This window comes from Frankia sp. EI5c (assembly GCF_001636565.1).
Taxonomy (GTDB): domain Bacteria; phylum Actinomycetota; class Actinomycetes; order Frankiales; family Frankiaceae; genus Parafrankia.
In genome coordinates this window covers 58,987-84,313 of record NZ_LRTK01000016.1, presented here as the reverse complement: position 1 = coordinate 84,313, position 25,327 = coordinate 58,987, and the positions used below count along the sequence as shown (strand labels likewise).

Genomic DNA, 25,327 nt, shown 5'->3' with positions numbered 1-25,327 from the left:
CCGAACCGTTGGGGTGGCCCACCGCCTCCGGCGGCTGTGGCCCCGTGGGTCCGGTGGGCCTCGACGGGCCTGTTCCCCCTGTTGATGTCATACGCGCATCGGCCCTCTCCACGAGTCGCCGGCCTGACCGGCCATCAGGACGTTCCGGGAGGCCGGTGACCGGTGACCGCGCCGACCAGGCCGCGTTCCACCCGCGAGACCAGCTCGTGGTCGATGGTGAACCGCAGGTCACGGTCGCGGACGAAGCTGTCGAACGTCGCGACGGTCGAGTAGCGCGGGATGTACCCGAACACCTCTCGCAGCTTCGTCGTGTCGACCGCGCGCCCGTATGCGAGAAACCCCAGCTGCTCGGAGGAGAAGTCGACCAACCTCAGCCGGCGCGCGAGGTTACCCAGGGAGCCGATCGCGGGGAAGGGGATCGGCAACGGCGGCCGCCCGGCCCGCCTGATGGCCTGGGACAGCAGGAGCACCCCGTCCCCCGCCACGTTGAACGTGCCGGCGTGGGTCTCTCGCGTGGCCTTCATGAGGACGGCCATCGCGTCGTCGGTGTGCAGCAGCTGGATGCGCGGGTCGAAGCCGAGGACGGTCGGCACCACCGGCAGGTCGAGATAGCGGGCGAGCGGGGTCTCGACCCCCGGGCCGAGCGTGTTCGCCAGGCGCAGCACCGTCACGGCGATGTCTGGCCGGCGCCGCCCGAACCCGCGGACGTAGCCCTCGACCTCGACCGCGTCCTTCGCGTACCCGCCGCCGGGAAAGCCTCGCGGCTCCATGTCCTCGGTGAACAGGGCCGGGTCGCGGGGGGACGAACCGTAGACCGAGGTCGTGGACTTGACCACCAGCTTCCTGACTCCCGGCGCCTTCTGGCAGGCCGCGAGCAGCTGCATGGTCCCGATGACGTTGATCTCCTTCATCGCCGTCCGCCCGCCCGCCCCCAGCGGGGTGGCGAGCACGCTCAGGTGCAGGACGGTGTCGATCCCGGCGGTGGAGATCAGCTTCGCGATCAGCGGGTTGCGGATGTCGACCCGGACGAACTGGGTCCGGCCCAGGTCCTCCGCGGGCGCGATCGTGTCCACACCGACCACGTCGACGATGTCGGGATCGGCGGCCAGGGCCAACGCGGCCTGGGCGCCCAGCGGGCGCGACACCCCTGTCACAAGCACGCGACGTGGCCCCATCGACGCCTCCCGCGCGAAGCTCTCCGAGTCGATCTGCGACCGGCCCTGGGCGGTCATCGTACGCCGCCCGCGCCCCTCTTAGCTGCACAGCGTCACATCGAACGCCCTACATCGATACTTAGCGTAGCCGCACCTAGCCAGTTGGGCATCGTATGGCGGCATCAAGCATCGATGTCAGAAGTGCCGAACGAGTCAGCCCGGGAGACGCGGGGCGAGGTGCCCGGCTCGTCACCGGCGGCCGCGCGCGGCGACCGCCTGCGCCGGCAGGCCGTTGCGGGGCACCTGCGCGACGACGACGGCGTCACCCCGCCGCAGCCGGAGCACCTCGGCCGCCCGACCGCAGTTCACCGCGATCATGATCTGGCGCAGCGCGTCCTCACAGAGCGCCATCTCACCCGGAGCCACCTCGCCGTACGTGTGCGCGAAGGGCATCGTCAGCTGCCGTGCGTCGGCCCGGATCTCGACCCGATCGCCGAGCAGGATGCCGGCAGCCTCAAGTTCGGCCCGGGCCATGTTGAGGGAGAGGTTGCCGAAATGGTCCACCGAGACCACCTCGCCGTGGACGTGGTCGTCATCCACATGGCAGGTGCGCGGCTCGACGGCGACCAGCTCGGCCGGGTCGAGCTGGGGGCCGACATCAGCCGGCGACAGCCCGGCGGCAAGCCTGGCCGCGACCGGCGCGTACACGTCGCGCCCACGGAACACCGCGGTGGGCAGCGGCAGCCACAGGTCCGGGTTGGAGATCTCGTAGGCGTCCCTGACGCCGCCGAGCACCTCCCAGCCCAGCGAGGCGACCCCGTTGTCGGGTGCCACGAACAGTGAACCGTCCGCGGCGCGCACGACGATTCCGCGGGTGTACCCGCTGGCGTCGAGCTGCTCGACGACAACGAGATGAATTCCGGACGGGAGGTAGCCGACCGCACCGACCAGGGTCACCGCCGCCTGACCGACGTCCTGCGGCTCGATCGAATGGCACAGGTCGAGGACCCTGGCCTCCGGCGCGTGCCGGGCGATGATGCCGTGGCAGACACCGACGCAGGCGCCATCCACCCCGTAGTCCGACATGAACGTGATCCACGCGCTGGCCATAGGACCCCCTGTGCCCGGCCGGCGCCGTTGCCGGCCACCCGAACAGGGTGCCATACAGTGACGACAGCAGCGCGCATGTGAACACGGAGCGAAACCGTATTGTCACACGAGCCAGGCGGGCCAGAACACCGCGAGACGTCGTCAGCAGCTGGCGAGGAGCACCAAGGGACCACACCCTGACGTCCGGGACAGCCGGAAGAGCTGGCCACGGCACAGCTACATACGGGACAACCCAGGGCTGGCAGCGGTGACCCACGCTGCCGGAGGTCACCGGCCGGCCCCCCGCTGGCCGCCGACCTCCGCCGCCCCCGCGACCGCTACTTCTTGTTGCGGCGCTGGACCCGAGTCCGCTTGAGCAGCTTGCGGTGCTTCTTCTTGGCCATACGCTTGCGACGCTTCTTGATTACGGAACCCACGTACCCGACCGATCTGTTGACGAGGTTTTTCCGAGCGAGCCTACCCGCCGAAACGGTGTGGCCCGGCATCCGGTGCGCCGTCACGCCGACGTCGGTGCCGATCCGGCGTCTGTCGATCAGCCGACGGACCGCCGCCGGACCGCCGCCGATCGGTCACGTGGCGGCCGTCAGGACGCACCGAGCTCACGGGACCGCCGATAGGCGGCCTCCACCGCATCCAGGACGCCGGCCCGCACACCGGCCCGGTCGAGCTGCCGCAGCGCCGCGACGGTCGTTCCGCCCGGCGACGTGACCGCCTCCCGCTGCAGCGAGGGATGCCCGGCTCCGGACTGCCCGGCAGCGTCGGAACCGGCCCCGTCGCGGAGCATGCGCGCGGACCCGGCGGCGGTCTGCACCACCAGCTCGGCTGCCAGGGCCCGCGGGAGGCCCAGGAGCACCCCGCCCTCGATCATCGCCTCGATCAGGTAGAAGAAATAGGCCGGGCCGCTGCCGGAGAGCGCGGTGACCGCGTCGAGCTGGGCCTCGCTCACCCGGACGACCCGCCCGACCGGGCGCAGCATCTCCTCGACGAACGCCAGGTGCTCGTCGCCGGCGCCGGGGCCCGCGCACAGGGCCGACATGGCCTCGTCCACCAGCAGCGGCGTGTTCGTCATGACCCGCACGACCGCGGTGCCCGGCGGCACCCGCTCGGCGACGAAGCCGGACGTCACCCCGGCGGCCACCGAGACGACCAGTGCCCCCGGCCGCACCTGGTCGCGGATCTCCGCCAGCACGGAGCCCATGTCCTGTGGTTTCACCGCCAGGACCACGACATCGGCCGCGGCCACCGCGGCCGGCGGGTCAACCACCTTGACCCCGAAGGACGCGGCGATCTCCGCGGCCCGGCGCTCGTCCCGCTCCGCCGCGAGCACCTCGGACGGCGTCCGCCCGGCCCGCAGCAGACCGGACAGCAGCGCGCCGCCGAGCCGACCTACCCCGACGATCGCTAGAACGCTCCTGCCCTGCACAGATCACTCCCCTCACCTTCGCGGCCGGCCGCCCGGGCAGCGGCGCCGCCGGTGCAGGTTACGACCTCCCGGACACGCGCGTTCCTACCAGCTCTCACCCGTGCCGGGCATCGGTCCGAACAGCGGGTCCGGCTCGGCGGTGGGTGCCGCGGGCATCCCGACGCCGAAGTGGGCATCCGACCCGCGAAGCAGCGCCGGGTAGGCGGCCCAGTCCGGTACGGGTGTCGGTTCGATCCAGCCGCTCGGGCGGCCGGAACCCAGAGCGGGCCCGTGCTCGTACACCGGCGGCCCGCCCGGGCGGTCGTACGTCACCTCGCCGGCGCGGGGCCCGGCGAAGCCGGCAGTACCCGCCCGGTCGGGGGCGACCCGCACCGGAACCTGGTCCTGCTCGCGCAGGGGGTAGCCCTCGTCCACCCAGTCGACCTCCACCTCGACGCCGGCCCGCGCGTCCACCGGCTCGGGTTCGCGCGGCTCCCGCGGCCCGGAAACACCCCGAGGAGCCAGCGGTTCCCGCGCGTCGGGCAGCTCCGGCGGACCGCCTCGGTCCGGCAGACCGCTCCGCTCCGGCAGACCGCTCCGCTCCGGCTGGCGGGCAGCGGCCGGTGACGTGTCCGACCGCTTCGGCCAGCGGGCCTGGAGCGGCTTCTCTACGAACCGGTTGGCCAGCCAGGCCGCGATGGTGGTGCCCACCGCGGCGACGGCTACCGCGGGCCACAGCCCGATCCTCGGTACGAGCCGGTCGGCCGCGACCGAGCTGACCGGGTAGTGCCACAGGTAGATGCCGTACGTCATCTTCCCGAGCCAGGCCATCCTCGACCACCCGAGCAGCCGCACCCAGGATGCCTCCCGGTTCAGGTCAGCACCGAGGATCAGAACCGCGCCGAGTGCCGCGGTCGGCACATAGGCCGCGTAGTCGAGCCAGTTCGGGTCGTGGGCCGCCTCGCGCGGTCCGAAGAAGCAGAGCAGCAGCATCGCGATCGCGGCCGGCAGGCCGAGGGCGGCGAGCCGGCGGCCCGCCGTCCAGCGCTGAGCAGCGGCGCGGGTCGCGGGCGCGGAGACTGCCCGACTCCGGTCGCCGCCGGCGTACTCCGTGGTGAGCGCCCGCAGCCGGTTGTCCCGCCAGACCGCCAGCAGGGCCCCGATGAGCAGCGGCGCGACGTGGGTGTCGGGTGCCAGGTAAACCCGGCTGCGCGGGGCGCCGTTCGCGGCCAGGGCAAACGTCCAGCCCATCACCAGGCCGATCGACGCGATCANGAAGACGAGCAGGTGTGGCCGCAGCCGCGCCGAACGCGCGAACGCCAGGAAGGCGAGCGNCCAGAGCAGGTAGAACTGCGCCTCCATCGACAGCAACCAGACGTGGGACAGCCAGTTGCCGCCGGCTTCCGGGTGCGCGACCTTGTACCAGTTGTTGACGTTGAAAAACGCCGAGACCGCGCTGCTGACGTAGTCGTCGCGGTACTCGGTCTCCGCCCATTTGAAGGCGACCGTCACGGCGAGGCCGACGAAGAGGTAGAAGGCCATACCCGGCATCAGGCGGACGGCCCGCCGGAGCAGGAAGCGCCCGATCGAGACGGTGCCCGTGCGGGTCCGCTCGGCTGTCAACAGCGTGGTGACGAGGAATCCGCTCAGCACACAAAGCAGGTCGACGGCCACATTGCTGGCGTTGATCGCGCCCAGGCCGCCGGCGAGAATGACGTAGACGCAGACGACTCGGAGGCCGTCGAGCGCGGGGTGGTGGGCGAACCTGGCCGCGGCGGGCGCCGCAACGTCGCCGGCAGGCCGGGGCACTGACGCTCCTGGCACCCGTGGGTGCTCCCCACCAGGCAGACCTGGTCGCGGCGGGCCGTTGGTCGCAGACCGGGAACCGGCTCTCACGATCGCGCGTCTCCTCGTCCAGCCGGGGAGGCGGCGAACCGGACGTGGGCGCGGGTGGTACGTCGGCCCAGCCACGCTCGCCCGTGGCCTGCCAGCCCGGCTCCGTAAACAGGGGCACGCCCACGCCCGCCGGCCGGACGACGGCACACCGAGTCGGACAGAACCCCACGAACCACCCGACGATAGCGGGCAGCCCTTGTCAAAGGTCCGTTGCGCACGGGGACCGGCCCTTACGGGCAGCCCGAACTCCGGCGGAATCGGGCGTCGGCGCGGATCAGGGAACCCGGGCGACGACCAGCATCGTCCGAAACGGCTCGGTGATCCGGCCGTCGGGGAACGAGCGCAGCAGCGAGCGGCGCTCCGCGGCCAGGAAGTCCTCCAGCCGGTCACCGAGCCCGGCGACGAACGACTTCGAGCGCAGGCAGGTCTCGTACAGTTCGAGATCGATCTCGCGGTACCAGCGGCAGGTCACCGTGGTCACCTCGGCGAACAGACCCGTCCAGCGCAGCTCGTCGGCGAACGGGCGGTCGCGGTAGTCCCGGGTGTAGCCGGGGCTCATCGCCTCCAGGCGCTCCTGCTGGCGTTGGTACCAGTGGAAGTCCTCGGCGTCGACATCGTTCCACCACACCGCCAGCGAACCCCCGGGACGCAGCACCCGGGCCGCCTCCGCCGCGGCCGTCGGCACCCGCACCCAGTGCCAGGCCTGCGCATAGGTCACCAGGTCGACGCTGGCGGCTCGCAGTGGCAGGGCCTCGCCGTCGCCGCGGACCACGGGTAGCCCGGGGCTGTGCCGGCGAAGCCGGTCGAGCATGACCGCGCCCGGTTCCACGGGCAGCACCCGGGCCCCGTGGCCGAGCAGCGCCCTGGTGGCGATACCGGTGCCAGCCCCTACATCGACTGCCCGGGCACCCGCGACCGGCCGGCCGGCGAGCAGCTCCAGATCGATGAACAACTGCTCGGGATAGCCGGGCCGGGCCTGGTCATAGGCATCGGCCAGCGGGTCGAACAGTGATCTGGAACTCACGCCTCGATAATGGACCGCCCCGGTGGCCCACCGCCACCAACAGATACCCGGCCGGTCAGGTCAGCGAAGTCACCTCGGCCGGGGCGGCGAGGTTGAGCCGGGTGAACGCCAGCGCCTCCGCCAGGTCGGCCTCCCGGTGGTCACGCGACTCCGCGCGCCGGGTGTTGATCTCCACGACGACGGTGCCGTCGAAACCGTTGACGGCGAGCCGCTCCAGCAGTTCGGCGCACGGCTGCGTGCCGCGGCCGGGAACCAGGTGCTCGTCCTTGGCGAGCCCGGTGCCGTCGGCCATGTGGATGTGGGCGAGCCGGTCACCGAGGCGGTCGGCCATCGCCATCGCGTCCGACCGGGAGACGCTGGTGTGGGAGAGGTCGAGCGTGACGTGCCGATACCCGTCGTCGACCGGCGACCAGTCGGGGGCGTAGGCCGAGACCTCACGGCCCCGGGCCCGCAGCGGGAACATGTTCTCCACCGCGAAGCGGACGTCGGTCTCCCCCGCCATCCGCTCGATGCCCGCGATGAACTCGCGGGCGTAGTCCCGCTGCCAGCGGAACGGGGGGTGGACGACGACGGTCGGCGCATCGAGGGTCTCCGCCACCGCGCGGGCGCGCTGCAGCTTGGCCCACGGGTCGGTGCCCCACACCCGCTGGGTCAGCAGCAGGCAGGGAGCGTGCACCGCCAGGATCGGGATGCCGTGATAGTCGCGGAGCCGCCGCAACGCCTCCGGGTCCTGGCTGACCGGGTCCGTCCAGACCATGATCTCGACGCCGTCGTAGCCGAGCCGGGCGGCCATCTCGAACGAGGTGGCCGTCGACTCCGGGTACGTCGACGCCGTGGACAGCGCGATCAGCCCACCCGGGCGGTTGGTGCCTGCTCCGGGCCGCATACCCGGTACCCTGCCCGGCCGCGTCACAGCTGATGTCACTCCTGGCATGATCTCCTGCCGCGGCGTGACCAGGCCGGCTGATGGCGCCGACGACGAAGTGGTCTCCGCCGTCGGTGCCACCGGCGCCGACCGCCTCCTGGCACCGTGTGGCTGCACGTCGACTCCCTGTCAGAACCTGGGCGGGGCGGCCCGACGGAGCGCCGCACGGGACTCACCCCGGACCGGCGGGAACCGGTCCCTCCATCCAGGCTAGGCCATACTCCACGGACCGCCGCCCCGAGTGGCCATCCCCTGCCGGCCGGCGGAAGCACCCGGACGGGGTGGCCCGGACGGTCGCGGAGCGCGGGGCACGGGCGCACGGGCGCGCGGCGCCGCGCGGTGACACCGCGGGACGGATCGGCGGGAAGGCTCGAGAAGCACCGGCCGGGCGCCGCCGGGGTTCGGCCGGTGGCTCGACCACCGCAGGTCAGGCGGTGCGGTCCGATGCCCACCACACCGATCCGCGGCCGTCTTCGGGATTGCCGTCAGTGGGTCCAGCGCATGCGCTGGGTGTCTTCGANGTCGGCCACAGCCACCCGGCCTCGCCAGGAAAGTGGCTGAGTCCGCTCGAGATCGAGCTCACCTCTGACCGCAGCGGCCGGAACGGCGGCGGGCTGACCGCCGGCAGGGATTTTCGAGGGAAACTTCCCGTTGAACACCTTGCGAAGGAACGTAGACCGCAGAATCACGAAGTGGTGAATCGCCAGCGTCACACCAAAGGTGAGGACGACGATGAGGAACATCTGCGGCGCACCGATACTCGGATCGAAGGAGAAAGCGGTCGCGAAGATGTAGATGAACAGGAAGTGCAGGAGATAGATCGTATACGAAGCGTCAGCCAGGTAGCGCAGCGCGGGCCNGGGGCGGGAAACGAGCCAGGCCGCGCCCGCGAAGATTGTGGCAGTCAACGGAATCGAAAACAGGGTTTCGGTCAGCACCAGACCGGTGCCCGCCGAGAGTGCGCCGACCCATTCCTGCTTGGAGGCGAGGACGAGGAGCCCGGTCACGGCCAGGAAGATCGGCGTGGGGCGCTGGAAGGCCGACACGAGCCGCTGCCGGTCGAGGTAAAGGAGCACCCCGAGCAGGAAGAACGGCAGGAACTTCAGCGTGTGCGCCAGCAGTACGGCGTGGGTACCGGTGCCGACGACAGGTTCCAGCACGGTGCGGTGGGCACCGCGGATGACGATGGTGCTCGCCAGGACAAACAGCGTGATCACAGCCATGCCCCGGAGGCGACCCGCGCTGGCCCGCTGATAGGCGGAGCTGGAAACGAGACGCGAGAGCAGGGCCACCGCGGCCGGCGTGCACAGCGCGTAGGCCAGCAGGGAAAAGAGGAACCACAGATGCAGATACCAGCTCAGTTCACCCTCTGGAGCTGGGATCGTGTTTCCGGTCACGTAGTCCGGGAGCGAGATGTCCGGATCGTTGTGGAAGTTGTAGATCAGCCAGAGCGCGGGCGGATTGAAGAGCACCAGGGTGACCAGGAGCGGAGTCCCCACGGCAGCCAGGCGGCGGCGTACGGCGCGACTCGCGCCGTACTTCCCGACAAGCATCGCGGACAGGAATCCGGAGATGACGAAGAAGCCCTGCATCCGGAACAGGCTCGAGGAGTAGGCAATACCGTCGAAAATCCGGTCGTGGCCGAGGGTTGACGCGTGGACGAATACGCCGACCAGCATGAACACGCCGCGCAGCCCGTCCATGTAGTGGTAATGCACACCCGAACCAGGTGCTGCTTTCTGCGCTGCCACCGCGCCCCCCTCGGATCAGGCTCAGCCCTCGCGGACGATGCGCCCACACCTAGTCTCAACGGAGGAATTTACCATTTGATCCTGAACGTCACGACCTAGGGGTCGGTAGCCCTTTGGTCCCGACATCCGGCGAACTTCCGTGATCGTTCGCAGATGGGAGGCAGAGTTGGCCGGCAGGGCCGAGGCTGCGGCCGCGACCGATACGAGACGGCGACGAGACGGAGACTGAGGGTGCGGCTTTTCAGCCCGGAGCACGCGGCTTCAGCCCGGAGTGCGCGGTGACGACTCCCACTCGACTGATCGTGGAAGCCGGGCCGAAACGCCGGACCGTGCCGCGCGGACTCCCGCGAGTGGTCAGCCGCCCCCGAGGGACGGGAGAGCGCGCGGGCCGTCCAGGCCCGAGGTCAGCAGGTCGAGCCGGCGCAGGATCACTCCCTCACGCAGCGCCCAGGGGCAGATCTCCACCTCGTCCAGGTTGAGCAGGTCGAGGGCCTCGGAGGCGACGACGGCACCGGCGACCAGCTGACCGGCCCGCGAGACCGACACCCCGGGCAGCGCCGCGCGCTCCGCCACCGACATCCGGCACACCCGGGCGGTGACATCCACCAGGTCGGCCCGGCGCAGCACCCGCCGCACGTACGTGCCCCGCCCATAGGGCTCGGCGCCGGCGATCCGGGCCAGCGAGCGGAACGTCTTGGACGTCGCCACCGCCCGGGTCGGCTCCCCGATGGGATACAGCGAGCCGACAACCGGGGCGATCTGCGCGCGGACGTAGCGCCGCAGCGCGCTGAGCTCGGAGCGCTTGGGNGGATCATCACCCTCGCTCAGCCAGTCCCTGGTCAGCCGGCTCGCACCGAGCGGGAGGGAGGCCACGACGTCCGGGTCCTCGTGCATGCCGGCGCCGATCTCCAGCGAACCGCCACCGATGTCGAGGGCGAGCAGGCGTCCCGCGCTCCAGCCGAACCACCGGCGGACCGCCAGGAAGGTGAGACGCGCCTCGGCCTCGCCCGGCAGCACCGTGACCGCCACCCCGGTGTCGGCCCGCAACCGGGCGAGGACCGCGTCCCCGTCCGGCGCCTCGCGGACCGCCGACGTAGCGAATGCCACGAGGTCGACCACATTCAGGTTCTCCGCGTGCGTCCGCAGCTCATGGATGCACTCGGTCAGCGCGCGCTCACCACTTTCCGCCAGCCGGCCCTCACCGTCGAGCAGCTCGACGAGCCGCAGCGGAACCCGCACGCTGGCGGCCGGCTGCGGCTGGCCGCCGCGGTGCGCATCGACCACGAGCAGGTGGACGGTGTTCGAGCCGATGTCGATGACCCCGAGCCGCATCGGGCCGTGCGGGTGCGCGGACGCCCCCCGCGTGCCGGTCCTGTCCAAAGCCCCCACCTCTCGCGCGCGGACCGCGTCGACCGCGTCAACGGCGTCAACGGCGGCGACCGCGTCAACCGCCGCGGGCTGCACGGGGGCGGTGACCGGTACCGCGGCCGGGGTGTCGGCGTCGCCTGCCTCCCAGCGAGGTTCCGTGGGCTCGGGCAGGTCAACGGCTCCCGCGCCGGCTCCTCGGCGCGACAGGGTGGGCTTCAGCCGCACTGCCGACCACCCGCCCGGACAGTCGCGCGGGCAGCGCCGCCGCGCCCTGCGGCCCCGCCCCGCGGCGCCCCGCGAAGCTGCACCCCACAACCCCGTGCCCCACAACCCCGTGCCCCAGTACCTTGCGCCCCACTACCTTGCGCCCGACAACCGTGCGCCCGACAACCGTGCGCCACACGACCCTGCGCCCCACAACCCTGTGCCACCGCGCCGGTCACCCCCTGTACATATCGACGCCGACGTCCCGTGACCAGTACGCCGCGCAGCGGGTCAGCCCCGGAATTCCGACTGCTCCGGGGCATCCGTAGACGGTAGTGCCGCGGCTGCGCCCGCGCCGGAGGTGGCGGGNATCAGGGCTCGAACTTGTAACCGAGGCCGCGCACCGTCACCAGATGGCGCGGCGCGCCCGGCTCCGCCTCGATCTTGGTCCGCAGTCGCTTCACGTGGACGTCCAGCGTCTTGGTGTCACCGACGTAGTCCGAGCCCCACACCCGGTCGATCAGCTGCCCGCGGGTCAGCACCCGCCCCGCGTTGCGGAGGAACATCTCCAGCAGCTCGAACTCCTTGAGCGGCAGGGCCACCTGGCTGCCGTCGACGGTGACGACATGGCGCTCCACGTCCATGCGTACCCGCCCGACCTCCAGGGCGGTGTCGGACACCTCCTCGGTCTCCACCCGGCGGCGCAGCACGGCGCGGATCCGGGCGACGAGCTCACGGGCGGAGAACGGCTTGGTGACGTAGTCGTCGGCGCCGAGCTCCAACCCGACCACCTTGTCGATCTCGCTGTCGCGGGCGGTCAACATGATCACCGGAACCGTCGAGCGCGCGCGCAGCGTCCGGCAGACCTCCGTGCCGGACAGGCCCGGCAGCATCAGATCCAGCAGAATGAGGTCCGCGCCGCGCCGGTCGAACTCGGCCAGGGCGCTCAGCCCATCGCTGACGACCGCGACCTCGAACCCCTCCCGTTCCAACATGAACGACAACGCATCGGAGAAGGACTCCTCGTCCTCGACCACGAGCAGCCTGGTCACCGTCACGCTCCCTGTCTTTCCCCGGGTCCGCCGGAATCTCCGGGGGACGAGATGTCACGCCGCCCGGCGCCGGGACCTGGGCACCGTGGGAACGGCTGGTTGATCCAGCGGCTGATCAGGTTCGCGTGCCGCCACGCACATTCGGCGAGGCATCCGGTTCCGCCGTCAGCGTCCGGTCCCGGCCGGCTGATTCGCGCCCGGTGTCCGGTACCGCGGCGCCGGTGTACGGCGAGTCAGCCCGGTCGGACGGACCGGTCCCGCCCCCACCGGCCCGCTCGTCCGCGCCGGACGGCAGGCGGAGGGTGAACGTGGAGCCCCGTCCCTCCGCGCTCCATACGCTCACCGACCCGCCGTGATTGGTGGCGATGTGCTTCACGATGGCGAGGCCGAGCCCGGTTCCACCGGTTGCCCGGGAACGGGCCGGATCCGCCCGGTAAAAACGTTCGAACACCCGCTCAAGGTCCTTTTCGGCAATGCCGATTCCCTCGTCCGCGACGGAGATCTCGACGGTCGCGCCGATCTGGCGCACGCCCAGCACCACCCGGGTTCCGCGGGGCGAGTAACTGATGGCGTTGTCGAGGAGATTCGCCACCGCGGTCACCAGCTGACCCTCGTCACCGAGCACCCGCAGCCCACCGGCGCCGATGACCGCGACGGAGATCTCATGCTGCTGGGCGTTGAACCGGTTCCGGTCCACCGCCTCGGCGAGCACCACCGAGACCGGCACCGGGGCCAGCTCCGGCATCGGCTCCGCGCCCTGTAGCCGGGACAGGTCGATGATCTCCTGGACCAGCCGCGCCAGGCGGGCGGACTCGTGCGTCATCCGCGAGGCGAACCGGCGCACGGCGGCCGGATCCTCGCTGGCCTCGCTCACCGCCTCGGCGAGCACGTGCAGCGCCCCGACGGGGGTCTTGAGCTCGTGGCTCACGTTGGCCACGAAGTCGCGCCGGACAGCCTCGACCCGGCGCGAGTCGGTGATGTCCTCAAACAGCACCGAGACATACCCGCTGTCACCGAGCGGGCGGGCGTAGGCCCAGACCGCGAGCGCCGTCTGGTCGGGCCGAGCCCTGGTCAGCGGAGGTTCGGGCACTGGCGGCAGGTCCAGCTGGCGGTTGCGTTCGGCACCGGCCCGCCGGCAGGCAGCAACCAGCTCGACCACGTCCTGGACCCCGAGTTCGTCCCCGTCGACCACGCCCATGCGCCGGGCCGCCGAGTTGACCAGCACGACCACGTCCTGGCTGTTCACCACGACCAGCCCGGACGGCAGGCCCGCGATGACCTGGCGGACCACCGCGGCGGGCAGCGAGTGCGGGCCGGTCGCCGCCGCTCCCGAACCCGCCCTGCCGGTCAGCTTCATCGCTCCGCCACCCCACAAAATGACCGTTTCATGGTGCCGAGGCCGGCCGTCGGGCCGCCGCCATCGGCGGTGCCCACCCGGGTGCCGCCGGGAGCGGAAAGTGACCGGAAGTCATCCGGACACCCGATCTGTCCACCACGTGCCGAATGCTAGGCCCTGCCAGCCCGTTCGCGCTTTGTCACACAATGATTCACCGCCGATGGTCGCCAGCTGTTCATCCGGCCTATCGTCGATGTTCACCGAACGGCGACAGCTGCGCATCATCGTCGGACCTCAGCCACCGAGGACCACCGACCGACTGTGATCGAATGGTGCTCCGAACCTCCCCGAGATGTAAGGAGCCGCTGTGCGTGACGTCTTCCAAGAAGAACTGGACAGCATCAACAGGTCACTGATCGAGATGACCAGCCTGGTCGCCTCGGCGATGGCCCGGGCCACCACGTCTCTCCTGGACGCCGATCTCCAGCTGGCTGAGAACGTGATCAGCGCGGACGAGACGGTCGACCTGCTCCGCAACGAGATCGAGGAGCGCGCGTTCGACGTGATGGCCCGGCAGGCTCCGGTCGCGACCGACCTGCGGACGATGGTGACCACGCTGCGTATCGTCGCCGACCTGGAGCGGATGGGTGACCTCGCCCTGCACGTCGCCAAGGTCGCCCGCCGCCGCTACCCCGGGCGGGCCGTGCCGCCGGAGCTGCACGCCACCCTGCTGCAGATGGGCCAGGTCGCCCAGCGGATCGTCGCCAAGGCCGGCTCCGTGATCGCCAGCCGGGACACCGAGCTCGCCAAGGAGCTGGAGGCCGACGACGACGCGANGGACCAGCTGCACCGCGCGCTGTTCCACGTCCTGATCGAGAAGCCCTGGACGCACGGAATGGAGGCCGCGATCGACATCACCCTGTGCGGGCGCTACTACGAGCGTTACGCCGACCATGCCGTCTCGGTGGCTCGGCGGGTGATCTACCTGGTCACCGGCGAGAAGCCCAGCTGACCCACCCGGGTGGGCCAGCTGGGCGCCCCATCGCGCCGGTTCGTCACCCGTTCCTGAGGTGCGTGCTTCCGCATACGCCAGTTCCGGTCACGCCAGTCCCGGTCACGCCAGTTCCGGTCGCGACGGGCCCGGTCCGGGTTACCACTTCCGGGTTACTGCGTCCGGGTTACTGCTTCCGCTTGCCCTGTGCCGCGACCGCCGCCGCCGCGGCCTCGGCCGCCGCGGGGTCCAGATAGCCCGAGTCCACGACCTTCAGCTCGTCGTCCAGCTCGTAGCGGAGCGGGATGCCCGTCGGGATGTTGAGGCCGGCGATGTCGGTGTCGGAGATCCCGTCCAGATGCTTCACCAGCGCGCGCAGCGAGTTGCCGTGCGCGGCGACCAGCACCGTCCGGCCGGTGCGCAGGTCCGGGACGATCGCGTCGTACCAGTAGGGCAGCATGCGGGCGACCACGTCGCGCAGGCATTCGGTGAGGGGGATCACGTCTGGCGCCAGGTCCGCGTAGCGCTCGTCCACCCCGCTGGTCTGGCCCGGCTCGATGGGCGGCGGCGGGGTGTCGTAGGAACGGCGCCAGAGCGTGAACTGCTCCTCGCCGTACTTCTCCAGCGTCTCGGCCTTGTTCAGGCCCTGCAGCCCGCCGTAGTGGCGTTCGTTCAGGCGCCAGTTGCGCCGCACCGGCACCCAGCTCCGCCCGGCCGCATCCAGGGCGAGCCACGCGGTGCGGATCGCGCGGACGAGCAGTGAGGTGTGCACGACATCCGGCAGGACTCCGGCCTCCCGGAGCAGCTCACCGCCCCGCGTCGCCTCCTTGAGGCCCTTCTCGGACAGATCGACGTCCACCCAGCCGGTGAACAGGTTCTCGCGGTTCCAGGTGCTCTCGCCGTGGCGGAGCAGGACGAGCGTCGGCATAGGTGAATCCTGCCCGCTCCGCCCCGTCCCCGGCCAGTGTCCTGGGGACCCGGCGCGCTCCCCCGGGCCCACGGACGCCACTCGGCGACGGCGGCCACGGCGGAGCGGCTCGGCCACGGCCGCGCGGAGCGGCGGAGCCCGTTCGCGCCCCGCGGGCGCGGGGGCCGGCCGGAAAAGCAGTGACCCCCGGGTTTTCCACCCCTCCCGGCTGGGAGGAATGGGCCGTCGGGACTGACGACGGCACCCGGGGGTCCGGTGTCTGCCTGGTACTCGCCGGTGCCGGTGCCCGAGGGCCACCCGGCAAAGGGTGAGGACCACGAGACCGGCTAGCGGACAGTCACCTCACGAGTCCTATGTGCATACAAAGCTTGGACCACCTCCCTTCTCGTGTACCGGGGACGCTACGCGCGGGGTGGGGGCCACCGCAATCTGTTTTTTCGAGGCGGTCGCCGACTGTGGTCCGATCGGACGAACCCGACTCAGCCCGGCCTAGACTCGCTACATGGCGGCCGACGTCGACGACTGGCACACCCGGCTGCGCGCGAGCGGCCACCGGCTGACCCCGCAGCGCCAGCTCGTGCTGGAGGCCGTGGCGAAGCTGGGGCACGCCACTCCGGAGGAGATCGTCCACGAGGTCCGGCTGACGGCGAGCGCGGTCAACATCTCCACCGTCTACCGCACGCTGGACCTGCTTGAGGAACTCGACCTCGTCTCGCACGCCCACCTCGGGCACGGCGCGCCGACCTATCACGTCACCGGTGTCGACCCGCACGTGCACCTGGTCTGCGGCGGGTGCGGAGCCATCCAGGAGATCTCGCCGGGCCGCCTGGCCGAGGTCGTCGGTGAGCTGCGCGCGGAGCTCGGGTTCGTGGTCGACCTTGATCATCTGACACTGGCGGGCCGGTGTGCGGAGTGCACGGCGCCCGATCGTCGTTAGAGCAGTCATGACCACCGACACCCAGGCTCTCCGCCCCGCTCCGGCACCGTCCCCGCTGCTCGGGCGGCCCGGGGCCGTCGCGGCCGCCGAGCCGGACACGACGGTCGCGGCGCACTATGGTGACCCGCTCCGCGAGCAGCGGCTGGCCACCACCGGGGCCGCGCTGGTCGACCGTTCCAACCGCGAGGTGGTCCGGATCTCCGGTCCGGACCGGCTGAGCTGGCTACACAGCGTCACCTCCCAGCACCTGTCCCAGCTCGCCCCGATGCACGGCACCGAGGCACTGGTCCTCTCCCCGCACGGCCATGTCGAGCACCATCTGGTGCTCGCCGACGACGGCACGGCCAGCTGGATCGACGTGGAGCCGACGACCGCCGGCAGGCTGCTGTCCTTCCTGGAGTCGATGCGGTTCCTGATGCGGGTCGAGCCGGCCGACGTCACCGCCGGAGTGGCCGTGCTCTCCCTGCTGGGGCCGCGTGCGGACGAGGTCGCGGCGGCGGTGTTCGGCGCCCAGGCCGTTCCGCCCCGGATGGACGGCGACGGGCAGGGTGCCGACGTGCCTCCCCGCACCGGGGCGGGCGTGGTGACCTCCGGCCCCTACCCGGTCGGCCGGGCACAGCCTCCGGATGGCGCCGCCGCGGGTGGTCAGCTCCCGCTGCTGCGCCGGATGGGCTACGGCCTGGACCTCCTCGTCGCCCGCACCGACCTCGCGTCCACCGCCGACCGGCTCCTCGCCGCCGGCGCCGCACCGGTGGGCCTGAGCGCGTTCGAGGCGCTACGGATCGAGGACCGCCGGCCCCGGCTGAACCGGGAGACCGACCACCGCACGATCCCGCACGAGGTCGGCTGGCTGACCAGCGCCGTCCATCTGGACAAGGGGTGCTACCGGGGCCAGGAGACGGTGGCCCGGGTCCACAACCTCGGGCGGCCGCCGCGCCGCCTGGTGCTGCTGCACCTGGACGGGATGGTCGCGGCCCCGGGCTGCGCGGTCACCGCGGACGGGCGGACCGTCGGCTTCGTCGGGTCGTCGGAGATGCATCACGAACTGGGCCCGATCGCGCTGGCCGTGGTGAAGCGCGCGACCGCCGCCGGCGTCCCGCTGGTCGTCACCGATCCGGACGGGGCGCCCGTGGCGGCGACGATCGATCCGGAACCGGAGCCGGAGCGGCCCACCCGCCCGGCCGGGCGGCTGCACGGCCCGGGCGGCCAGGGCTGACCTGAGGCGCGGGCGGTTCCGCGGTTGCGCGGGGCGGTTCCGCGGTTGCGCGGTTGCGCGGGGCGGTTCCGCGGTGGCGCGGCCCGCCACCCCCGGTCTCCGGCCGCCGCCGGAAGGGTGGCAGCCGCAGGCGGGGGGGTGGCGGCCAGCTCACTCAGGCCGTCCGGGCGAGGGCCTGGTCGAGTTCCCGCGCGAACGGGTCCGCCGAGTGCCGGCGCAGGCGGCGGCGCACCTCGTCGGCGCGCCGGTTGTTCCGCTTCGAGCGGGTCGACTCCAGCATCGGCAGCGCGTCCTTCGCCAGCTCGCAGCCGACGTCGAGGTTGCCCAGGTCGATCTGGACGGCCGCCCGCCGCAGCAGGTAGGTCGCCCGGTCACGGGTCCGCTCGTGCGGGTGGATCTCCAGCGACCGCTCCAGCCAGCGGTCGGCGTGCACCAGGTGGCCGAGGTCGATGTAGCAGCTTCCGACCTGCGCCTGGTACTCCGCGTCGTCGAAGTAGGCCGACCAGGCGGGGTCCTCCGGACGCGACTCCACGAACGCCGCCTCGGCGCAGGCCAGGGCCTGCGCACAGGAGCTGGCCTCGCCCAGCGCGGCGTGTGCCCGGGCGCGGCGCATCTGCAGCATCGCGACGACCCGCCCGGTCGCGTGGCGCGCGCTCGCGACCGCGGCCTCCGCGAGATCCACGGCCTCGCGCGGCCGGGCGAAGTCCACGCACTGCAGCGACATGTTCTTCAGCACGTTCGCGCCGAGCATCCGGTCGCCCGCCGCGTGCGCCGCGTGCAGCGCGGTGACCCAGTACCGCTGGGCCGCGGTCTGGAAGCCGGCGTCGAAGGACACCCAACCGGCGAACCGGGCGAGCTCGGCGGCGACCAGGTGCAGCTGACGGCCGATCGCCTCGGTGTAGGAGCCGCGGGCCAGCAGCTCGGCGACGACGCCCAGCTCGGCGTCGACCAGGCGGCGCACGCTCTCCCCGCCGAGCCGCTCGTCCATCACCCGCAGGCCCGGGATGTTGTGCTCGATGCGGTTGACGATCTGCTCGTCGACCCGGCCGCCCGCGAGGGCCGCCTGCAGCCTGGCCGGGTCGAGACCGAGCCACTCGGCGGACAGCGCCGCGACCCCGGGCCCGGTGATGGTCAGGAAACCACGCCGGTCGGTGAGGGCGTCCTCGACGACGTCCATGAGCGCGGTGACACTGCCGCTAGACGTCCACGGGTACTCGGTGCGCACCGCGTCCCCGGTCGGCAGCCAGGCCGGCCACGGGTGCGACTCCAGCCGGTCGACCGGAACGCCGAGCTCGGCGGCCAGCGCGAGCTGGGAGACCCGGTCCGGCACGACACCGCGGTGTTCCCAGCGCCAGACCTTCTGCCGTTCCGCGGCCATGTTCGCGACCCCGAGATCTCGAGCACGCCGCGCGACGACGCGTGCCAGCCGTTGGTAGGACCACCCNCGCTGCGCGCGGACGAAGGCGAGTGGGTGGGTGCAGGCATGGGCGTTATCCGTCAGCATCGGCGTATCTCCTCTGAGTCGCTGACACATTCGATTGCGTGACCAGCTAGCAACGCTATGTCGCGACATCTTCGTGACCCAGACACAAGGAGAGTGCGATGTGTGCGGAGAGGTCACACACGGACCACTTCACCGCCGTGATTGCACGGTTCTCAGTTCAGCCCGAGTGCGACGATGCCCGGCATCGTCCCGCAGAAGCGAGATGCGGCCCATCGCGGGACAATGCCGACGAGTCGTGGCTCCCGCCACCGCGGCCCGCGAAATCGCCGGGAGCCGCCCGCGGGCCGTCCCGCGCCGCGTTCCGGATCAGCGGCCGCCCGCGGGCGCGAGGCCCGTCTCAGGACGGCTGCCGGGCCGCCGGAACAGGCAGCGACCGGCCGTCCCGGCCGAAGCACAGCAACGCCGAGGCCGGAGCGGTCACGGTCACGGTCTCGTCGGGCACCACCGGAACGCCGACCTCCACCCGCACCCCGACCATGCCCGCCGGGGAGCGTATGTACATGGTGCGTTCCGCGCCGAGGCGTTCGGCGACCACGACCTGCCCGCGCAGGCTGAAACCGCTCGGCGTTGACGTCGGCGCCGCGGCACCCGTCGTTCCCTCGGCACCCGTCGTTCCCGCGGCACCCGTGGCGCGCACCAGCCGCAGGTGCTCGGGCCGGATGCCCACGGCGACCGCCGACTCCGGGGCCGGTGTGGAGAAGCCCGGCCCGCTCAGGCGGCCGCCCGCCCAGGTGCCGTCGAAGACGTTCATCGGCGGGCTGCCCACGAAGGTCGCCACGAAGCGGGTGGCCGGAAGATCGTAGATCTCGTCGGGCGTCGCGATCTGCTCGATGATCCCCCGGTTCATGACCGCGACCCGGTCACCGACGGCCATCGCCTCGGCCTGGTCGTGGGTCACGAACACCGCCGTGGTGCCGAGCCGGCGCAACAGGTCCACGATCTCCACCCGCAGCTCCACCCGCAGCTTCGCGTCCAGCCCCGACATCGGCTCGTCCAGCAGCACGACACGGGCCCGGGTGGCGAGCGCGCGGCCGATCGCCACCCGCTGACGCTGCCCGCCGGACATCTGCGCCGGGCGGCGGCGGGCGAGATCGGCGATGCCGAGCATCTCCAGCGTCTCGGCGGCCCGGGCACGCGCCGCCGCCCGCGACATCCCACGCCCGTAACGCAGCGCCAACACCAGATTGTCCGTCGCGGACAGGTGCGGGTAGAGCGCGAAGTGCTGGAAGACCATCGAGACGTCACGCTGGTGCGGTGGGACGCCCAGTTGGCTGCGACCGTCGAACCGCAGCTCCCCGGCGGTCGGCTGCTCCAGGCCGGCGAGGATGCGCAGCAGCGTCGACTTTCCGGACCCGGACGGACCGAGCAGCGCGACGATCTCACCGGAGCCGACGGTCAGATCGACGCCCGCCAGCGCGCGCACCGAACCGAACTCCCGGCCGATGCCCACCGCTTCGATCCGCGCCCCCGAGGTGGCTGTCATCGCACCTGTCATTCCCGGCCCGCTCACCGTCGTTCCCCGCCTGGTCGTCACTGGGTCAACGTCTCCGCCTCGGTCTGGGCGGCGGCCAGCGCCTGTTCGATGTCGGCGCCGCCCATGATGCGCACGACCTGGTCGGAGAGTGCCTTCGGCAGCTCGCCCCCACGCTCGCCGCTCCACGACGGCGGCGCGACCAGCGACGGCGTCAGGTCGTTGAACACCGTGAGCTGCGGATACTGGCGGTAGAACGGTGCCAGCCGGGCCAGCGCGTCGAGGTCGACGGGGATGTAGCTCAGCGACTCGGTGCTCGCCGCGACGACGTCCGGGGCGAGCAGCGACACGACCAGTTCGGTCGCCATCTCCCGCTGGCAGGGGTCCGCGGCGAGCACGGTCAGCGCGTTTCCACCGGCGACCGGGGCCTGGGTGCCGCCCGGCAGGGTGGGGAAGGGCACCGCGCCGGCCCGGAAGCCCTGCGCCCCCCGCTCCTGGATGAACTTCAGCCCGCCGGCCAGGGTCGCCACCGTCACCAGGGTCATCGCGGTCTCCTTGCGGATCCCGAAGCGGGCCAGGCCCTGGCTCGTCGGGTCGCTCGACTGCGGCCCGTACGTCCCGACCCTGGCCAGGAAGCCAGCGGCCGCGCGCGCCTGCGGGGTGTCCAGCCGGGGCCGGCCGGCGTCGTCCTGAATCGGAGCGCCCTTCGAGCTCGCGAGCGTGTTCAGCACCCACTGCCCGAACTGCTGACCCGTCGAGATGTCGATCGGCTGGACGTCCTGCCCGGAGGCCTTGATCCTGTCCGCGGCGGCCAGCACTCCGTCCGTCGTGGTCAGCGTCGCCGGATCGACCCCGGCCTTCTCCAGGACGTCGAGGTTGTAGGCCAGCGCCAGGGTCGAGACCTGCTGGGGGATGCCGATCTGGCGGCCGCCGACCTGGCCGAGGGGCACCATCCGCTGGTCGTAGGACGCCCGCAGCAGGCGTGGTGACAGTTCCTGGGCGCCGAGCTGTTCCGCGAAGGTGGGCAGCAGGTCGAAGCCGGCGACCGCGACGTCGGCCTGCGCACCCGCGGACCGGTCCGCGCTCAGCTGCTGGACGAGCGTGACGTAGTTCGTGGCTGAGGAGACGATCTCCACCGTGAGGCCGGGGTGTGCCTTCTCCATGAACGCCTTGCCGGAGCTGGCGACGTCGTTGAGGTTCCCCACGGTGTACATGCGCAGTTTCTTCACCTGCGCCGCGCNCCGCGGCGACGCCTTGGCGCCGGCGACGTCGTCGACGCCGGCGGCGGCGGGGCGCGCGGTGGGACGCAGGCTCCCCGCGGGATCGCTCGGCGCCGAGCCACCCCCGCCGCATGCGGCCAGGGTGAGCAGCGCCGCGGCCACCGTCATCGGTGCCGCGCGTCGGATCCGGATCACGGGTCTCCTCCCATCACGCCGCCTGACCGGTGCCCGAGATGCCGGCGGCCAACCGGCGCTGCGCGACGACGAACACGAGGAGAGTCGGCACACTGATGATCAACGATCCGGCGGCGAGCTGGGCGTAGTCGGGGAACGCCGAGGTCTTCGTCGCCAGGCCGGCCAGCGCCAGCGGCGGGGTGGCGATGTCGGGCGAACGCGCGACCAGCAGGGGCCAGAGGTACTCGTTGAAGGAGAGCAGGAAGCTGAACACGCTGACCGTGGCGATCGCGGGCGCGCTCAGCGGGACGATGACCAGCCGCAGGGTACGCAGGGTTCCCAGCCCGTCCAGCCGCGCCGCCTCCAGCACCGAGGCCGGAATCGTCGTCATGTACTGGCGCAGCAGAAAGATCGCGGCGGCATGGCTCATGAAGGGCAGCACCAGCCCGACGCGGGTGTCGGCGAATCCGAGAGCCGAGATCGTCACATAGTTCGGGACGGCTGTGACCTGCGGCGGGACAAGCAGGGNGGCGAGCACCACGCCGAAGAGCACGGAACGGCCACGGAACGGCACCCAGGCGAACGCATACGCCGCCGGAATCGCCGTGAGGAGCTGGAGAGCCAGAATCGCCAGACTCACCCCGACCCCGGTGAGCAGCGCGGGCCCGAGATCCGCCGACTTCCAGGCGTTCTCGAAGGCGTCGAGACTGACCGAGGACGGCAGCGGGTTGGACGAGAGCCCGAGGGCGTTCTGTGGCGGGCCCAGCGCCGTGCGGAGCATCCACAGGAACGGCAGCAGCGCGGCACTGACGCCGACCGCGAGAAACCCGAAGCGGACCGTCGCCGACAAGGCCCGCCCCGCGGCGGGACCGCTCCCCCCGCGCCCGGCCCACCGGCCGTGCCGCCCTCCGGAACCGCCCGGCGTGGCGTCCATCAGCGTCGCGCCCCTTCCATCGCCGGAGCCGCGCCGTCCGTCGCGGCGGCAGGCAGGCCCTCGGCGGCGGAGGTCACGCCACGGGCCACGCCGGCGTCGTCCCGGGCCACCCGCAGCCGCCGGCCCAACAGCGCGCCCGCCGCCCCGATGAGCACCACGGTCACCAGCAGCAACAGTGCGATCATGGATGCGTAGCCGATGCGGAAGGAACCCGTGAAGCCGACCTCGTAGATGTAGTAGATGATCGTGGTGCTGGAGTCCAGCGGGCCGCCCTCGGTGAGCACCGCGACCGTCTCGAAGGTCTGCAGGGTCAGCACGGTGACGAACACCGCGAGGAACACCGTGGTCGGGGCCAGCAGCGGCAGCGTGACATGGCGCAGCCGCGCGAGCCCGCGGACCCCGTCCACATCCGCCGCCTCGTGCACGGCCCGCGGGATCGCGGTCAGGCCGGCGAGGTACACCACGAAGACCAGGCTGGTCAGCCGCCAGCCGCCGACCAGCGCGACGACCGGCAGCGCCGTGGCGCTGTCGCCCAGCCAGTCCACCGGGTCGACGCCGACGAACCCGACCAGCGTGTTCGCCAGCCCGTCGGGGCTGCGGTCGAAGATGTACTTGAAGACCACGGCCATCGCGACCATGTTCGCACTGGCGGGCAGAAACAGCGCGAAGCGCACCACCGGACGGCCGCGGGNGACCCGCTCCGCGGCCAGTGCCAGCAGCAGACCGACCAGAACGGACGGAACAACCGTCAACAGGCAGTAGACGAGCGTGTTCCGGACGGCCTGGCCGAGATCCGGGTCGGACAACGCCTCCCGGAAATTGGCGGTTCCCACCCAGTGGAAGTCCAGGCCGGTCAGTTTCTTGTCCGTGCCGGCCACGAAGGCCGACACCAGCGCGGGACCGATCACGAACACGCACAGCCCGACGAAAGCCGGCGCCACCAGTGCGGCCGCCCGCCAGCCGTCCCGCCCGGCTCTCGCAACCTCCGCCACGGTTACGCATCTTGGCCCCGGCTGGACGGACACGCACGCACCGGGGTCCGGGAAAAAGCGGATCAGGACGGATCATTCCACCCGGAGGCTGGTGGGAGGGCGAACAGGCCGGAGTGTGGTGACGACACTCGCGACGGCCGACCACACCGCCAGGCCGCCCGGCCACACCGCCAGGCCACACCGCCACACCGCCAGGCCACACCGCCAGGCCGCCCGGTGCGCCGCGCCGGGGGCGCGGTCGACCCGGCTCGCGTTTCCACCCCAATCGCCGCAGGCCCGCGCGCTCCGCGGACCGCTATCTGGATCTGATCCCCGCGGACGGTCCCCTTCCGGTCGGATGCCTGCAACAATGACAGGCATCTTGATGTCGATCTTCGGGAACGCGATGAGTGACCGCAGCGACGGCGGACGCGATGACAGCGCACGCCTGGGCACCGGACCTGGTGAGCCTGCCCGCCAGCCCGACGGGGACGGACCTCCCGGCGGGATCGGCGACGGCGGCGACCGGGTGACCAACGACCGCGGCGACTGGGGCCGGGTCTCGTCCGACGGCACGGTGTACCTGCGCACCGCCGAGGGCGAGCGGGCCGTCGGCTCGTGGCGCGCGGGCAGCCCACAGGAAGGGCTCGCGCATTTCCAGCGTCGTTACGACGACCTGGCCGCCGAGGTGGAACTGCTGGAGCAGCGGCTGACCGTCAGCGGCGTGGACCCGGCCGGTATCGCCGGCAGCGCCCGGCGCCTGCGGGAGGGTCTCGCCGAGGCGGCGGTCGTCGGCGACCTGGATGCCCTGGCCGCGCGGCTGGACACCGTCCTGGCCGCGACGGAGGTGAAGCGCACGGAGCTCGCCGCCGCGCGTGCCCGGCGGGTCGCCGCCGCGGTGGCCGCCAAGGAGGAGCTGGTCAACGAGGCCGAGCAGTTGACCCGAAGCTCCGAGTGGAAGGCCACCAGCGAGCGTTTCCGCACGATCGGCGACGACTTCCGCGCGATCACCGGCGTCGACAAGCGGACCGACTCCGCGCTCTGGCGGCGCATCGCCGCGGCCCGGGACGAGTTCACCCGCCGCCGCACCGCGCACTTCGCCGCGCTCGACACCCAGCGCACCCGTTCCCGGGAGCGCAAGGAAGCGATCATCGCCGAGGCGATCAGCCTCTCGGGCTCGTCCGACTGGGGCCCCACCACCGCCCGGTACCGGACGTTGATGACCGAGTGGAAGGCCGCCGGCCGGGCCGCCAAGGACGTCGACGACGAGCTGTGGAGCCGCTTCCGCGCCGCGCAGGACGCCTTCTTCAGCCGGCGGAACGCCGTCAACGCCGAGCGTGACGCCGAGCTGCGCGTCAACCAGGCCCGCAAGGAGGAGCTGCTCACCGAGGCGACCGCGCTGGACCCGGCGGACGTCGAGCGGTCGTTGCGCCGCTACCGCGAGATCCAGGAGCGCTGGGACGCCATCGGGCACGTGCCCCGGGACGTCGTGGGCAGCCTGGAGCGCCAGCTCAGCGCCATCGGGGACAAGCTGCGCGAGGCCTCGGACGCCCGCTGGGACCGGCGGGAGATCGAGGAGTCGCCGTTCCTGCGCAGGCTGCGCGAGTCGATCACGAAGCTGGAGGCGAAGCTGGAACGGGCGCGGGCGAACGGCCGGACCCGCGAGATCGCGGAGGCCGAGAGCGCCCTGGCCACCCAGCGGGCCTGGCTCGCCCAGGCCGAGCAGCAGAGCTGACCCCGGGCGGCGGCTCACCGGGCC

Annotated in this window: 18 protein-coding genes and 11 pseudogenes; 5 read left to right on the top strand and 24 right to left on the bottom strand. The window is 72.0% G+C overall.

Going from position 1 to position 25,327, the window contains the following annotated elements:
• Positions 1 to 134: 134 nt before the first annotated feature.
• The 15 genes and pseudogenes from UG55_RS09880 to UG55_RS09835 form a co-directional block, all read right to left on the bottom strand.
• Positions 135 to 1,175 carry an NAD-dependent epimerase/dehydratase family protein gene (locus UG55_RS09880; protein ID WP_066066356.1) on the bottom strand — a complete coding sequence of 347 codons (1,041 nt, stop codon included), beginning with the start codon at positions 1,173 to 1,175 and terminating at the stop codon, positions 135 to 137.
• Between the two features lie 228 nt (positions 1,176 to 1,403).
• Complete coding sequence (locus tag UG55_RS09875; RefSeq protein ID WP_066066120.1) at positions 1,404 to 2,264, bottom strand: S-adenosyl-l-methionine hydroxide adenosyltransferase family protein; 861 nt, start codon at positions 2,262 to 2,264, stop codon at positions 1,404 to 1,406.
• A gap of 317 nt (positions 2,265 to 2,581) precedes the next feature.
• A complete protein-coding gene (locus UG55_RS27135) occupies positions 2,582 to 2,680 on the bottom strand; it encodes a 30S ribosomal protein bS22 (protein WP_003948845.1) in 99 nt (32 codons plus the stop codon).
• 167 nt (positions 2,681 to 2,847) lie between these two features.
• Complete coding sequence (gene proC / locus UG55_RS09870) at positions 2,848 to 3,687, bottom strand: pyrroline-5-carboxylate reductase (protein ID WP_066066118.1); 840 nt, start codon at positions 3,685 to 3,687, stop codon at positions 2,848 to 2,850.
• An 84-nt stretch (positions 3,688 to 3,771) separates the two neighbouring features.
• Positions 3,772 to 4,940 (bottom strand): annotated as a pseudogene (locus tag UG55_RS09865) (acyltransferase family protein); the annotation flags it as partial.
• A 1-nt stretch (position 4,941) separates the two neighbouring features.
• Positions 4,942 to 5,000, bottom strand: a pseudogene (locus UG55_RS34765) (hypothetical protein); the annotation flags it as partial.
• Position 5,001: 1 nt separating this feature from the next.
• A partial coding sequence (locus UG55_RS34760) for an acyltransferase family protein (RefSeq protein WP_396230857.1) occupies positions 5,002 to 5,475 on the bottom strand: 474 nt, incomplete at its 3' end.
• Positions 5,476 to 5,836: 361 nt separating this feature from the next.
• Positions 5,837 to 6,586, bottom strand: a complete 750-nt coding sequence (locus UG55_RS09860; protein WP_066066111.1) for a class I SAM-dependent methyltransferase — start codon at positions 6,584 to 6,586, stop codon at positions 5,837 to 5,839.
• Positions 6,587 to 6,641: 55 nt separating this feature from the next.
• Positions 6,642 to 7,472, bottom strand: a complete 831-nt coding sequence (locus UG55_RS09855) for a sugar phosphate isomerase/epimerase (RefSeq protein ID WP_066066107.1) — start codon at positions 7,470 to 7,472, stop codon at positions 6,642 to 6,644.
• Between the two features lie 560 nt (positions 7,473 to 8,032).
• Positions 8,033 to 8,370: pseudogene (locus UG55_RS34755) on the bottom strand (glucan biosynthesis protein C); the annotation flags it as partial.
• A 1-nt stretch (position 8,371) separates the two neighbouring features.
• The coding region (locus UG55_RS09850) for an acyltransferase family protein (RefSeq protein ID WP_242424094.1) at positions 8,372 to 9,262 on the bottom strand (891 nt) is incomplete at its 3' end.
• A gap of 354 nt (positions 9,263 to 9,616) precedes the next feature.
• A pseudogene (locus tag UG55_RS34750) lies at positions 9,617 to 10,069 on the bottom strand (Ppx/GppA family phosphatase); the annotation flags it as partial.
• A 1-nt stretch (position 10,070) separates the two neighbouring features.
• On the bottom strand, positions 10,071 to 10,855 hold a 785-nt coding region (locus UG55_RS34745), incomplete at its 3' end, for a Ppx/GppA phosphatase family protein (protein ID WP_396230856.1).
• A 350-nt stretch (positions 10,856 to 11,205) separates the two neighbouring features.
• Positions 11,206 to 11,886 (bottom strand): response regulator transcription factor, encoded by a 681-nt coding sequence (locus tag UG55_RS09840; protein WP_066066348.1) that lies wholly within the window; start codon positions 11,884 to 11,886, stop codon positions 11,206 to 11,208.
• Between the two features lie 115 nt (positions 11,887 to 12,001).
• Positions 12,002 to 13,243 (bottom strand): cell wall metabolism sensor histidine kinase WalK, encoded by a 1,242-nt coding sequence (locus UG55_RS09835; protein WP_066066104.1) that lies wholly within the window; start codon positions 13,241 to 13,243, stop codon positions 12,002 to 12,004.
• Between the two features lie 346 nt (positions 13,244 to 13,589).
• Here UG55_RS09835 and phoU point away from each other — a divergent pair.
• Positions 13,590 to 14,058: pseudogene (gene phoU, locus UG55_RS09830) on the top strand (phosphate signaling complex protein PhoU); the annotation flags it as partial.
• 1 nt (position 14,059) lies between these two features.
• A partial coding sequence (locus tag UG55_RS34740; protein WP_304440398.1) for a PhoU domain-containing protein occupies positions 14,060 to 14,234 on the top strand: 175 nt, incomplete at its 5' end.
• Between the two features lie 166 nt (positions 14,235 to 14,400).
• Here the strand turns inward: UG55_RS34740 and UG55_RS09825 are convergent.
• Complete coding sequence (locus UG55_RS09825; protein ID WP_066066100.1) at positions 14,401 to 15,141, bottom strand: phosphoglyceromutase; 741 nt, start codon at positions 15,139 to 15,141, stop codon at positions 14,401 to 14,403.
• A gap of 502 nt (positions 15,142 to 15,643) precedes the next feature.
• On the opposite strand from UG55_RS09825, the gene UG55_RS09820 reads away from it, so the two are divergent.
• Entirely contained in the window at positions 15,644 to 16,078 is a 435-nt protein-coding gene (locus tag UG55_RS09820) for a Fur family transcriptional regulator (RefSeq protein ID WP_066066097.1), read from the top strand.
• Positions 16,079 to 16,085: 7 nt separating this feature from the next.
• Positions 16,086 to 17,294 carry a folate-binding protein YgfZ gene (locus tag UG55_RS09815; RefSeq protein WP_066066092.1) on the top strand — a complete coding sequence of 403 codons (1,209 nt, stop codon included), beginning with the start codon at positions 16,086 to 16,088 and terminating at the stop codon, positions 17,292 to 17,294.
• 154 nt (positions 17,295 to 17,448) lie between these two features.
• Here the strand turns inward: UG55_RS09815 and UG55_RS34735 are convergent.
• The 8 genes and pseudogenes from UG55_RS34735 to UG55_RS34715 form a co-directional block, all read right to left on the bottom strand.
• Positions 17,449 to 18,738, bottom strand: a pseudogene (locus UG55_RS34735) (transcriptional regulator); the annotation flags it as partial.
• Positions 18,739 to 19,135: 397 nt separating this feature from the next.
• The gene (locus UG55_RS09805; RefSeq protein ID WP_242424093.1) at positions 19,136 to 20,281 is read right to left on the bottom strand and encodes an ABC transporter ATP-binding protein; all 1,146 of its coding nucleotides are present in this window, start codon (positions 20,279 to 20,281) and stop codon (positions 19,136 to 19,138) included.
• Positions 20,282 to 20,328: 47 nt separating this feature from the next.
• Positions 20,329 to 21,509: pseudogene (locus tag UG55_RS09800) on the bottom strand (extracellular solute-binding protein); the annotation flags it as partial.
• A gap of 1 nt (position 21,510) precedes the next feature.
• Positions 21,511 to 21,684 (bottom strand): annotated as a pseudogene (locus UG55_RS34730) (ABC transporter substrate-binding protein); the annotation flags it as partial.
• 13 nt (positions 21,685 to 21,697) lie between these two features.
• Positions 21,698 to 22,191, bottom strand: a pseudogene (locus tag UG55_RS34725) (carbohydrate ABC transporter permease); the annotation flags it as partial.
• A 1-nt stretch (position 22,192) separates the two neighbouring features.
• Positions 22,193 to 22,597, bottom strand: a pseudogene (locus tag UG55_RS34720) (carbohydrate ABC transporter permease); the annotation flags it as partial.
• Positions 22,597 to 23,288: pseudogene (locus UG55_RS09790) on the bottom strand (carbohydrate ABC transporter permease); the annotation flags it as partial. The pseudogenes UG55_RS34720 and UG55_RS09790, both read right to left, overlap by 1 nt.
• Before the next feature lies 1 nt (position 23,289).
• Positions 23,290 to 23,589, bottom strand: a 300-nt coding sequence (locus tag UG55_RS34715) for a carbohydrate ABC transporter permease (protein WP_396230855.1), incomplete at its 3' end; no start/stop codon positions are given.
• Between the two features lie 349 nt (positions 23,590 to 23,938).
• Here UG55_RS34715 and UG55_RS09785 point away from each other — a divergent pair.
• Positions 23,939 to 25,303: a DUF349 domain-containing protein gene (locus UG55_RS09785; protein ID WP_242424092.1), complete on the top strand. Its 1,365-nt coding sequence runs from the start codon at positions 23,939 to 23,941 to the stop codon at positions 25,301 to 25,303.
• Positions 25,304 to 25,327 lie beyond the last annotated feature (24 nt).